Genomic DNA, 13,054 nt, shown 5'->3' with positions numbered 1-13,054 from the left:
TCGTACTTCGCGGAGTACCCACTTCGGCATGGCTGATTTTACTCCCGCGAAATACGACAATCCATCCCGAACAGCCACGCTGGCGTGGCTACTGCCCGCGTGGGTGCTGGTAGCCGCTGTGCGTTTGCCCGGCCTAGCCAGCATGGCGCTACCCGACTACGACTCGGTGCGCAACTGGCAGATTGTGCAGGAGCTGGTCCGTGGCGACCTGCACCATTTGTTCTACCACGCCAGCCCCGGCTTCTATCTGCTCTTTGCGCCCGTGGCGGCACTCCAACCCGATTTTCACTGGTATCTATACCTGAATGTTCTGCTGTCGACGCTGGCGGTAGACACGCTGGCTGCCGTGGTGGGCCACATGGTGCGGCTGCGCCCGCCCGAAACGGCGCTGCTCACGCTGCTCATCGGCACCAGCACCTTCCTCACCTTCGCCGCCCGCGACTTCACCATGAACTCGGTGATGCTGCTCGCCTTCGCAGGCCTGCTACATGCGTACTACCAACGGATACAACGCCCTTCTCGCCGCACCCTACTAACAGCTACCGGATGGTTAGCGCTGGGGCTGTGCTTCAACTATAAATTCTTGTTCTGCCTACCCATTCTGCTTGTACTGGAATGGCGAGCCGCTGATGGGCTGTTGCGTCAACCAAGCAACGCCGGCCGTGTGCTGCTGGTGCTGTCGGCGCCCTACCTGGTGTTGGGGCTAGTGGGCTGGGTAGGTGGCCTACAGTGGTGGCGTTGGCCTGCTACATACTACGGTATTCTGTTTCCGTCGGCCAGTAACGCGGCGGGTCGGGCCGGTAACTTTCGCCTCGATTTGCTGTACTACCCGCACTATCTCGTGGCGTTTGAGTCGCCGGTGCAGTGGCTGGGGCTGCTGGCTTTCCCGCTGATATTTTGGCGAGTGCTGCGCGCTGGCTGGCAGCGTCCTAATGCAGTTTTCTACCTTGCTGTGTGGTCGTACTGCTTTCTTGGTGGCTTTTCGCTGCTGCTGAAAGCCCCGCGAGGCCTGCTATTCGCCTACGGACTTTTTGCGGCGTTGGGCTTCTTGGTGCTACGTCATGTACTACGACAGCGCCTGGGTTGGCTAACGGTGGTTGTAGGCGTGGCGGTGTTGGGTAACATGATCCATATTCAGCAAGAAATCTATGCTTACACTGGTACCAATTACCCAGCAGTAGCGCAATGGCTCCAAGCACACCACAGCCACAAAACCGTGAGCACCGTGGGGCTTTCCTTGGCGCCCTACCTTGCCCCCGATTCCTTAAGGAGTATCACAGACGAAAAGCAACTGCCTACCCTGCGTAAACGTCACTACCAGTACGTAGTGCTCGATGCTTATTGGCGCGTCACAGGTATTGCGCACTTCGATTCGTTGCGGCGTCAGCAGCCGTTAATCACATGGCGCGAACCATTGCTCACAGCACCACTACTCTTTCTGGAGCACTCCGAGTTCAGCGGTATTGACTACCCTGAAACCATGCGCCGCCAACAAGCCGCCGCCCAAGACACGGTACAACTGGCGGTATTTGAATTGAACCAGTGACACGATATACGTCCTCGCTTAGCTGTTCCAAGTCAGAACTATACTCAAGCATCTTTGCTACGTGCGTCTGCTTAAAGTTGGGTTAGTTTTATACAGGCGGCGCGGCTAGATTCGGGGCGCAGTTATTCAAGCGTAGGCCTCATTCGGCAGATCCGAGCGAGGGCATCCTTTTACACATGTATTCTTTTACCGCATAATCTTCAGGCTATCCAGCGTGTGCTGGTAGCGGCGAGCATTCTTTTTATGCTCCGCGAAGGTTTCGGCGAAATCGGAATAGCCGCTTCGGTCGGGGCGGGCGCAGAAAAAGAGGTATTGGTGCGCGGCAGGGCGCAGCACGGCATCCAGGCTCTGGCGGTTGGTGGAGGTAATGGGGCCGGGCGGCAGGCCCGCGTGCTTGTAGGTATTGTAAGGCGAATCGACCAGCTTATCCTTATTCAGCACCCGCTTCACTCCAAAGTTGCCGATGGCCCAAAGTAGGGTAGGGTCGGCTTGCAGACGCATGTGGCGGCGCAGGCGGTTGAGGTACACCCCAGCAATAATGGGTTTGTCCTGCGGCATGGCAGTTTCGCGCTGCACAATACTGGCCAACACGTGTACCTGGGTAGGCGACAGGCCCAGCGAGTCGGCCTGCTGACGCCGTTGGGCGGTCCAGAACTGCCGGTGCGTAGCCGCTGCCGAGTCCATAAACTGCTGCGCCGAGGTATTCCAAACCAGCCGATAAGGGCCGGGTAAAAACAGGGTTAGCACAGTGGTAGTATCAAGCTGATACTGTCGCTGTAGCCACTTGTTGTCTTGCAGCAATTGCCGAAGCGTCGTGGAATCAGCTTCCAACTGCCGCGCTATTTGCCGAACTAGCTGGGGTTTGTACTTGAAGGCGTTCAGCTGAAAATCAACAGTGTCTTGCTCTCCTCGTAGAAGCTTGTCGAGCAAAGCATCGTTGCCAAGACCAAAATCGAGGCGGTAGCGGCCGGGGCGGATTTGCGCCGGGTAGCCGCGCCGTCGGGCCAGCCAAGCAAACGTGGCAGGCTCGTGCAGCAGTTCCTGCCGCCGCAGCGTATCCAGTACTGTTGCAAACGAGCTGCCCGTACGGATATAGAGGTAGGCCGGCCCTAGCGGCGAAGCTACCACGTTGGGCTTGCGCCACACCCGCCACCACGCGTAGCTACCCGCTAGTCCCAGCACTAGTCCCACGCCAAGCAACGTTAATACTACCCACCAGCGCAAACGGGCAGAAGGAGAAGTTTCTGTCATCAACACAAAGATAAAACACAAAAAGCCCGGTTCGCGCCGGGCTTTATAAGAGAGGGGCAGAGGCTCTTGATGTGCTTTGGCTGCCGAGATGCTTATTGAAAAGGGGGAGCAATGCTGTCGTATGACAGCTGATGTTGCACCGCCGTATCGCGCAGAATGGCCTGTTGCCACGGCCGAAGGGCCTGTTCAGCGCCTTGCTCAATGATGTCCGATATCAGCCGGTTCGAGAGCACAAGGTTCGCTACGTAGCCGTTGATATCCTCCGTAATGAACGTTTTTAACTGTAATAGCAACTGCTCGCGGGCATCGGCGCGGGCGGCTTTCTCCCCACTCAAACGCCGCCGAAACGGGAAGCGCCGCTGCTCGGGTGGTAGGGTTGGCTCAGGCACTGGCACAAATACGTCGGGTAGGAAGCCGGCCAGTTGGTCGAGGTAGGGCGTGCGCTTCAGCTCGGGGTGTAAGCCTCGGGCGGCTTTCCATTCCTCCAGCGTGCGGGGCGTATCACGGGCCAGCTCGGCGAGGCGGTCGTTGGCAAATACCATGTAAGGTGGCCGGTCGATTTGCCGGGCTACCTGGTCGCGTAGCATATATAGGTCGCGAAATAGGGGCATTTCGGGCGGCAGGATGCGGTATTTGCCGGCCATGCGTAGGTAGGGCCGCTCGTCGCGGGTGTAGCGTACGTCTTCTAGCGCTGCATTTTCCTCATCGGCCCAATGTGTGCGGTCTAGCACTGCCAGCTTGTCGCGCAGGCGGTCGGCCAGCTCGAACAGGTACAGCACGTCGTTGGCAGCATACTGCTTCTGAGCTTCTGTAAGCGGCCGCTTCAACCAGTTCGATTTTTGCTCACCCTTGTCCACCTCAATGCCCAACTCGCTCTGAATCAATCGGCCCAGGGAAATATTGTTATCTGCCTCGGCGAGTAGTGTGTACTGTACGCTGGTGTCGGTGATGTGGCGCACATGCACGCCGTACAGCTCATCAAGCAGCAGAATATCCGACTTGCAGCTGTGAAACACCTTTTCTACGGCCGGGTCGCGCAGTAGCTCCCAAATCGGTTCTAGCTCGTGCGCCGGGTTGGTGAGCGGCAATGGGTCGATGAGGTAGACGGTGCGGCCATCAAACAGCTGAATCAGCGCCAGATTGCGACCGTAGCGGTGGCGCATGTCGTCAAACTCTAAGTCGATGGCAATGCGAGGCTGATTATGGAGCGTGGCGGCGCACTGTTGCACCTCGGTGGCTGCAGTGAGGTATTGAATGGAAGGCATTGAGTAGTACTAACAGAAAACGCAATATAGACTCTAAAGTAGATAAAAGATTAGGGTAATAGGAATAGTACAAATCAAAACTGTTAGTTTGCATATCGATACACAACAGTACTAAGAGGGTTATTATATGCTATAAAATAAATGAAAAATACTGAGTGTTTAATGAATTATTCTTACTTTTAGTTAAAAATAAATAGCGATACTGTTCAAAGGCTATGACACTACGGTATCCGCTTCATGTTGCTCTTAAGACTAACTTAAGCAGGACGACCTTCGGTAGTAAAAGTTGAATGTTAGTAGGTAGAGCTGAGAAAGTTTAGACTGTATATTTTTCGCTAAAAGTGTATGACGTAAGCAGTCTACACTATAGAATAGCCTCGTTAGATGATTTCTTTCCATTTTTTTAACTTTTCTTTTTTCCAATGAAAAAAACATTACTCATGAGTTTACTACTCATGATAACTCTTTTGCAATATGCTTCGGCACAAAGCAGAAGCATATCAGGACGAGTAACAGATAGACAAACAGGGGATGGGTTACCTGGCGTAACTGTCTTGTTGAAAGGCACGTCGAATGGCGTTTCAACCAATGCTGATGGTACCTATACCCTCTCAGTTACACAATCTGCAGGTACACTAGTATTTAGCTCTATTGGCTATATTCAGATTGAACGTGCATTCGGCGAGGAAAATCAAATTAACGTGGCACTTGCGCCTGATACAAAACAATTAAATGAAGTAGTTGTAACAGCATTTGGTATTGAGCGTGAGACCAAAGCGCTTACGTACACTGTACAAGAAGTACAAGGTGAGCAAATCACGAAAGTTGCCCAGCCAAACGTAACTAATGCACTTCAAGGCAAGGTAGCAGGCGTTATAGTGCGTCAGTCCAGTGGTATGCCAGGCTCTTCATCACTAATCACGATTCGTGGTAGCCGCTTCCTTACAGGAAATAATCAGCCTTTATATGTAGTAGATGGATTACCCATTGAAAGCCAAGCTGATTTTGGTGGTGGGGTAGGCGATACAGACTACTCTAGCCGAGCACTTGATATCAATCCTAGCGATATAGAATCTATATCAGTGCTCAAAGGCGGCGCCGCTGCTGCTTTGTATGGTAACCGCGCAGCAAACGGCGTAGTAGTTATTACTACAAAGCGTGGTAAAGGCGTAGGTAAAAAGGCCCAATTGTCCTATACTTCTGACTACACTTTAGACTATGCCAGCCGTTTTCCTAAACTGCAAAATACTTGGGCACAAGGTAGTAACGGTATTTTTAACCAAAATACTTCTACTTCTTGGGGACCAAGAATAACAGAACTCGATCCTGCAGTGCTGGATAAAGGCGGTAAGGCAATTGTGCCTGGTAGAGTGTATGATAACGTAGAGCCCTTTTTCCGTACAGGCCATACAATCAATAATGCTGTTGATTTGACAGGTAGCGGCGATTTTGGCAATTACGGTGTTGGCTTAGGTTATACAAAGCAAATAGGTGTTATTCCTACTACTGGTATGGACCGCTACAGTGCTAAAGTAGGGGGAGATTTCAAAGTATCGGATAAGTTTACTATTGGTGCTACAGCGAACTATACTAACCTACAAGTAAGTAAATTGCCTAACGGGTCGAATCTATCGAATCCACTGTTTACTACTTATTATGCTCCGCGTAGCTATGATTTGTGGGGAATCCCTTTCGAAGACCCCAATAACCCAAATCAGCAGATTAACTATCGTGGTTCTTTTGACAACCCTCGTTGGGCACTAGCACATAACTCATTTAGTGAGCAAACAAACCGTATGTTTGGTAGTGCTAACGCTAGTTATAAGTTCACAAACTGGTTGACGCTCAACTATCGCGTAGGCGAAGATTTCTATACTACAGAGGGGAAAGAATTTTATGATCTAGGCTCTGGTAATACGGGAGGGCGTACTGCTGTTCCTTCAGGTGGTCAAGTACGTGACTATACAGTTACACAAAATCAGTTGAACTCTAACGCCAACTTGGTCTTCAATAAAGATTTGACTGATGACATTAACCTGAATGTATTGCTTGGTAATGAATTCTATGATATCCGTAATCGGTATCAGAACATGTTAGGCCAAGGGGTAACTATCGGTGGCTTACAGAACATCGACAATACAACTACACAGACTACAACGGAATATATTACCCGTAAGCGTACCGTTGGATTCTACGGTAACTTAGCTGCTTCGTGGAAAGAGATGATTTATCTGAACGCTTCAGGGCGTGAAGACTTTATCTCAAACCTGCCAAACGGCAATAGAACAATTTTCTATCCTTCAGTAGGCTTAGGCTTTGTAATTACAGAAGCTGTTTCTGTTCCACAAAACGTTGTAACGTTTGCTAAACTGCGTGCCTCTTACGCCGAAACGGCACAAGCACCTGATGCAACCTATTTAACACAGCCCCGCTTTGTGCGTGGTGGTGCAGGTAGTGGCTATCTATCGGATGGCATTACATTTCCTTTCCAAGGGCTAACGGCTCTGTCTTTGTCAGATGTGCTGTACACCAATCAGTTGAAACCTGTTAACGTTAGCACGACTGAATTTGGCGCTGATCTCCGCTTCTTCAACAACCGCCTAACATTTGATTATACATTCTTTATCCAGAATGCTAATAACCAAATTTTTGCCGCTCCTTCAGCTCCATCAATTGGGTATACCTCACGATATGTAAATGCTGGTAAGCTTCGTACCTTGGGTAATGAACTTGTATTGGGTATTACGCCAGTGCGCACAGATAACGGCTTCAACTGGAATCTGACAGCCAACTTTACTGCTTATCGCAACAAAGTGCTGGAACTAGCTGAGGGAGTAGACAATATATTCTTGGGTGGTTTCACTGAGCCTAACATTCGTGCACAAGCCGGAAATGCTTATCCCGTAATATTTGGGACGCGCTATTTGCGTAATAGCAACGGCCAGATTGTAGTTGATGCCGATGGCTATCCGCAGGCAGATGAACAACTTGGTGTAATTGGCCAAGTACAGCCAAAATTTGAAGTAGGGGTAACCAATAATTTTACCTTCAAAGGAATAACGCTAACTGCTCAAGTGGATGTACGGCGTGGTGGACAGGCATATGCTGGTAACACGCGCCTAGCTCGTCTCTATGGCATGGACAAAGCGACTGAAGATCGTACTTCAGACTACATCTTTCCTGGCGTGAAGGAATCCGGTACTGATGCACAAGGTAATCCTACCTATGTTTCTAACGATATTGCTATCAAGCGCGACCAAACCTATTGGCAGCTAGTAAATGATGGTATTGATGAGGCAAGCGTATTTAAGACAGATTTTGTGCGTTTGCGCGAATTGTCTTTGGCCTATTCGCTGCCTACCTCCGTTGTAAGTAAGACAAAGGTGCTTAGCAACGTATCGTTGACCCTCACAGGGCGTAACCTGTTCTTGATCACGAAGTATCCTAATTTCGATCCTGAGACGAACATTGGTGGCGCTTCTAACTTCCAAGGGTTAGAATATGTGGCTTTACCGCAAGTGAAAAGCTACGGTATTGGTTTGCGCGCTACATTCTAGAAAATTGCAAAGACCTTCAATAATGAAAACAATAAAATATACTCCTTTCCTGCTTGCATTAGGATTGGTGTTTGGTGTAGGTGCGTGTACAGAGGATAAGCTCGATGAGATTGATACTAATCCAAATACACCGACTGACTCACCAGTGCAGCTATTGCTGCCACAAGTAGAGGTTGATGCCGCATTTGGTATTTCAGGAACAGATTTAGCATGGATTTCTTCTGTGTTTGTAGAGCACACTACGGGTGTGCACGCGCAGTTTGAAAACCTAGATAAGCGGGCTGTTGGCTCATTCACTAACAATACAACCAGCAACAACTGGAATGATATCTATGCTGGTGAATTAGTTGATCTGAACTTAATCATTCAGAAAGGCTCGGATGGCGGTAGCGAAGCAGGCGCTTGGCGCTATGTAGGCATTGCCAAGGTGCTGAAGGCATACACGTTAGGAATTACAACTGATTTGTTTGGTCGTATTCCATATAGCGAAGCGCTACAGGGAGATGCGCTACTGAAGCCAGTATATGATAAGCAGCAGGACATCTATACCGTTATTGATGACCTATTGACTGATGCTATTGCCGACCTTGATAAAACATCGTCGAAAAGCCCAACCAACGCAGATCTGTTCTATGGAGGCGATGCGGCAAAATGGAAGAAGGTAGCGTACTCTTTAAAGGCTCGCTACTATAACCATTTAAGTAAACGCGACCCTGCTGGTTCTGCCGATAAGGCTCTGGCAGCTGCCGCACAAGGTTTTGCATCACCTGCGGACAACTTCACTTTCACAAAGTATACTACTGCTGCCATTGGTCAGAATCCATGGTACCAAGAACAAAATGACCGGGGCCACTTTGCGGTGAGTGCTACATTCTACTCTATTCTGCAAAATGGCACACCTACTGTGACGGCTGATGATGATCCGCGTATTCCGTTCTTGGTTGACCCGGTTGGACGTAATGCAAGCAATCCACGCGTCGCTGCTCCTAATGGTACGGCTATAGCTGACCAAGGGGGTACTACATATTCACGGATTTCAACGAACATCGTAGATGCAACATCAGCTCAACCTCTGATGACTTATGCTGAATTGAAGTTCATTGAGGCGGAAGCGCAACTGCGTAAGGGAAATGCAACTGCGGCATATGATGCATACGTGGCAGGTGTAAATGCTGACCTGAATGCTAAGGGTGGGAGTACTTATACAAACTCCACATCAACAAATGCAAACGTCATTGCTTTCCGGGCGAAGGTATTTATGGGAGCTAGCAATCTGACATTGCGGGACATCATTACGCAGAAATATGTAGCTGCTTTTCCTTATATGTCAATTGAGTCTTATAATGACTACCGGCGTACTGGCTTTCCAGTGTTAAATAATCCTAAAGGGCCAGCACCTCGTCGCTTCCCCTATCCACAAAGTGAGATAGATACAAACGGTGATAATGTTCCGAATGTACCTCTTGCCAGTGGAGTATGGTGGGATGATGGTACAGAAGATTAACTCTAAGTGGTAGAATAATAGAAAAGCCTAGTCATTCCGACTAGGCTTTTCTATTATTCTACCACTTAGAGTTTCAGGGGCAGTATGCCTTTTCTTAAAAAGGACAACATTAAAAGTAATTAAGCCTCATCCTCGTCTTCCTCCTGCGTGAAATCCAGCTCCCGCGCTAATTTCAGCGCTTCCGCCATTAGCTCGTCCATGCCAGCAACAGAATCTACTTCCAGTGTCTCGCCGAAGAGGTTGAGCAGTTGCTCGCCCTGCTCATTCACGTAGAGGTTGGAGTAGAGCCGGTCGAACAGTTTGCCTTCTTTGGTGACAATAGCGTCGATTTCTTTGGTGGAGCCGGCGCGTAGGGCGCGGTGCATTAAGTCCAGCACGGCACGGCAGTCTGCGTGGTCGCCTAGGTCGGCCAGCAGCTTCATCAGGGCCATGGCCACGGCCAGACGCACCCGCTCGAAGCGGAAGGAAAGCTCGGGCCGACTGGCACGCTCCAGGTCCTGGTAGGCGGCTAAGGTAGGCTTGCTGAGGTAGCGGGTGGCATCGGCAGGGTCGGGGAAGGCCTGGTGCAGAAGCTGGTCGTAGGTGGTAGCACTCATAGAGAGGGTAGGGAAAAACGAGGAGCGGAGCTGAACAGGTAGTTGCCAAAAGAGCGCGGACATGTAACCCCAATGCCCAAAGATACGATTGCTACTAGGTTGCTGGCCGCAACAGGCTGCCTGTATCACGCAATAGCGGCTGGCTTTTCGTTCACTCACACATCCTATGTACATGACGCACAAGAAGAAATGGTTGCTTTTCGCTCCGGCTGGCTTACTGGTAGTGGGCTTCGGTAGCTGTCTGATACAATGGGCCTCTAAAATGAAAGACGATGAAGCTCCTACCGCGCAATGGGTAGGTGCTGGTACGTTAGCACTGGGGGTATTCAACGCGGGGCTAAGCCTGCTGGGGCGGGGCATTATGGAAAACGCACTCTACGAGATTCGGGAAAAAGGCCCTTCGGCTGTAACGGTTGACAGTATTGCACCGGCTATGTTTGTCGAATAGCCGATAGTTTCATCTGTACAGCATAACCTTAGGCCTTACGCAATCACTTAGCACAGTTGAGCGAGTGCGTAAGGCCTAAACCTATAAACAAGCCGATTTCCTACCTCTGTATTGGGGTAGGAAATCGGCTTGTTTGCTTTTACAAGGCAAGGCTGTTTGGAGACTTGACACCGAAAGAGTGCCGCCAACGCTATATTCGATTCTCCGAACCGCTTTACCGGCCTATCTATTCTTTTTCAATGGCAAAATTCTTCTCTTCATCGCTTAGCTGGCTGTTAAGTTTTCTGTTGCTAACCAGCACTGCCAGCTACGCTCAACTGCCTGCTGCTCCGGCCGAGGGGCCACTACTTACACCCTCGCAGTTCCTAGGATATCCGCTGGGCTCACGCTTCACGCCCCACGCGCAGCTATTGCGCTATGTAGCGCATGTGGTAGCGCATACGCCCAATGGGATGCGCTTGCAACAATACGGTAGCACCTACGAGCATCGTCCGCTGGAAGTGGTGCAGGTGGCTTCAACAGCCAATCTACAACGCCTGGATGCTATCCGGCAGAGTAATCTGCGCCGGGCTGGTTTGGCCGAGGGCGCAACCGACGCTGCCCAGCCGGGTATTGTATGGCTGAGCTACAACGTGCATGGCAACGAGGCAGTGTCGTCGGAGGCGGTGATGCAGGTGCTCTACGACTTGGCCAACCCGCAGGACCAGCAGATGCAGCAGTGGCTGCAAAATACGGTAGTGTTAGTTGACCCTTGCGTGAACCCCGACGGCCACGACCGATACGTAGATTGGTACAACCGCGTGGCCGGACAACCCGCCAACGCATCGCCCTACGCCTGGGAGCACCGAGAGCCGTGGCCCGGCGGCCGCCCGAACCACTATTACTTCGACCTGAACCGCGACTGGGCCTGGCAAACCCAGCAGGAAAGCCGCCAACGCATTGCGCTCTACACGCAATGGCTACCACAGGTGCACGCCGATTTTCACGAGATGGGCGTCGACAATCCCTACTACTTCTCGCCGGCGGCTAAGCCGTTTCACGAAGATATTACTAAGTGGCAGCGGCAGATGCAGAATGCCATTGGCGACTACAACCGCCAGGTGTTCGATAAAAACAACTGGCTCTACTTCACCCGCGAGGTGTACGACCTGTTTGCGCCTACCTACGGCGACACGTGGCCGAGCTTCAACGGCGCTATTGGCATGACCTACGAGCAGGGCGGCTCGGGTAGGGCCGGCGTGCGCATTGCCCGCGCCGAGGGCGACACGCTCACGCTCACGCAGCGCATCAGCCACCACCACGCGGCCAGCCGCGCTACCATTCAGGCTGCAGCCGAGCGTCATGATAAGCTGCTCAGTGAGTTTCAGCAGTACTTTACGGACGGTCGCACCAAGCCCCGCGGCGTGTACAAAACCTTCGTGATGGCTAGCTCCTCCGACCCTGCTCAACTTCGCGCCCTCACGGAGTACTTAGAGCGCCAGCAAATCCAATATGGCTACGCCAGCCGCCGGGCGCGTGTGCGCGGCTACAGCTACGATACGGGTAAGGAAGAAGTGATGGAAGTGCAGCCGCGGGATGTGGTTATCAACATGTATCAGCCCAAATCGACACTAGTGAAAGTGCTGTTTGAGCCTCAGCCAGCGTTGGAGGACTCACTCACGTATGATATTACAGCGTGGGCTTTGCCCTACTCATTTGGCTTGAAGGGGTACGCTTTGAAAAGTCAGCTGTCAGAGGTGAGTTCTAAGTCGCCAGAGCAGAAGACTCCGCAACGCGCAACCGGTACTTCAGAACCTACAACAGATAAGCCCTACGCCTACCTCAGTCGCTGGACCAACCAGCACGACGTGCAGTTTCTGAGTCAACTGCTGCAAGCCAAGGTGAAGGTACGGGTAGCCGAAAAAGCTTTCGAGGCGGCCGGCCAACAATATGCGCCTGGCACGCTGGTAATTACCCAAGCCGGCAACGAAGCCATGGGGCCCAAGCTCGACCAAGTGGTACGGGCGCAAGCCGATTCGGCGGGCGTGGCCGTGCAGGCTGTGCAAACTGGCTTTTCTACCACTGGCAGCGACTTGGGCTCCAGCTCGGTGCGTTATGTAGGTCAGCCTACTGTGGGCGTGCTGGCTGGCGAAGGTGTAAGCTCCGGTGCCTTTGGAGAGGTGTGGCATTTCTTCGAGCAGCAAATTCACTACCCTCTCACGGTGCTAGGTACCAGCTACATCAACAGCGTACCCCTGCAGAAATTCGACGTGCTAATTCTGCCCGACGGCAACTACTCCGATGTGTATTCTGACCATGGCTTGGAAGCGCTGAAAACCTGGGTGCGCGCCGGCGGTAAACTGATTGCCTTAGAAGGAGCCGCCCGTTTTTTAGCTGATAAGAAAGATTTCCTCCTGAAAACAAAGCCTGCTGACAGCGCCGCCACAAAAAAAGGCGACCCCTACCAACAGCTCCGTCGCTATGCTGATGCCGAGCGCACGCAATTGCAGGAACAGGTGCAAGGTAGCGTCTACCGCGTGCAGCTCGACAACACGCATCCGCTAGCTTTTGGCTACGGTTCTTCGTACTTCGCCCTTGTTCGCAACCCGCTCAACTACCGTTTTCTGAGCGATGGGGGCTGGAATGTGGGTGTGCTCAAGAAAAACAGCTATGCGGCTGGTTTCACGGGCGTGCAGGCCCGCCGTCAGCTGGTTGATACTTTTGTGCTGGGCACCCAGGAGATGGGTAGGGGCCAAGTGGTGTACATGGCTGATAATCCGCTGTTCCGGGCTTTCTGGCAAGGTGGCAAGCTACTATTCAGCAACGCCGTTTTCCTGGTTGGACAATAAAGAGATAATCAAAAAGCAGAAAAGAGCCCCACCAAATAGTTGGTGGGGCTCTTTTTATT

Annotated in this window: 8 protein-coding genes; 5 read left to right on the top strand and 3 right to left on the bottom strand. The window is 51.6% G+C overall.

Translation table 11 applies throughout. The annotated features are described in order from the left end of the window. Window positions 1-28: 28 nt before the first annotated feature. Window positions 29-1,546 (top strand): hypothetical protein, encoded by a 1,518-nt coding sequence (locus J4D97_RS20580; RefSeq protein ID WP_208309209.1) that lies wholly within the window; start codon window positions 29-31, stop codon window positions 1,544-1,546. A gap of 186 nt (window positions 1,547-1,732) precedes the next feature. Here J4D97_RS20580 and mltG read toward each other — a convergent pair whose 3' ends face one another. Beyond that, window positions 1,733-2,797, bottom strand: a complete 1,065-nt coding sequence (gene mltG, locus J4D97_RS20575) for an endolytic transglycosylase MltG (protein ID WP_208309208.1) — start codon at window positions 2,795-2,797, stop codon at window positions 1,733-1,735. 92 nt (window positions 2,798-2,889) lie between these two features. Next, the gene (locus J4D97_RS20570; protein WP_208309207.1) at window positions 2,890-4,062 is read right to left on the bottom strand and encodes a ribonuclease D; all 1,173 of its coding nucleotides are present in this window, start codon (window positions 4,060-4,062) and stop codon (window positions 2,890-2,892) included. A 422-nt stretch (window positions 4,063-4,484) separates the two neighbouring features. On the opposite strand from J4D97_RS20570, the gene J4D97_RS20565 reads away from it, so the two are divergent. Then, window positions 4,485-7,619 carry a SusC/RagA family TonB-linked outer membrane protein gene (locus tag J4D97_RS20565; RefSeq protein ID WP_208309206.1) on the top strand — a complete coding sequence of 1,045 codons (3,135 nt, stop codon included), beginning with the start codon at window positions 4,485-4,487 and terminating at the stop codon, window positions 7,617-7,619. 22 nt (window positions 7,620-7,641) lie between these two features. Further along, entirely contained in the window at window positions 7,642-9,123 is a 1,482-nt protein-coding gene (locus tag J4D97_RS20560) for a SusD/RagB family nutrient-binding outer membrane lipoprotein (RefSeq protein WP_208309205.1), read from the top strand. Window positions 9,124-9,242: 119 nt separating this feature from the next. Here J4D97_RS20560 and J4D97_RS20555 read toward each other — a convergent pair whose 3' ends face one another. After that, window positions 9,243-9,719, bottom strand: a complete 477-nt coding sequence (locus tag J4D97_RS20555) for a hypothetical protein (RefSeq protein WP_208309204.1) — start codon at window positions 9,717-9,719, stop codon at window positions 9,243-9,245. Window positions 9,720-9,885: 166 nt separating this feature from the next. On the opposite strand from J4D97_RS20555, the gene J4D97_RS20550 reads away from it, so the two are divergent. Beyond that, entirely contained in the window at window positions 9,886-10,167 is a 282-nt protein-coding gene (locus J4D97_RS20550) for a hypothetical protein (RefSeq protein ID WP_208309203.1), read from the top strand. Window positions 10,168-10,406: 239 nt separating this feature from the next. After that, window positions 10,407-12,995, top strand: coding sequence for a M14 family zinc carboxypeptidase (locus J4D97_RS20545; protein WP_208309202.1), 2,589 nt, complete (start codon window positions 10,407-10,409; stop codon window positions 12,993-12,995). Window positions 12,996-13,054 lie beyond the last annotated feature (59 nt).

Origin of the sequence: Hymenobacter defluvii (genome assembly GCF_017589435.1) — a bacterium.
Taxonomy (GTDB): Bacteria; Bacteroidota; Bacteroidia; order Cytophagales; family Hymenobacteraceae; genus Hymenobacter; species Hymenobacter profundi.
Note: the sequence above shows the minus strand (reverse complement) of the source record. Positions and strands in the feature narration are given on the sequence as shown.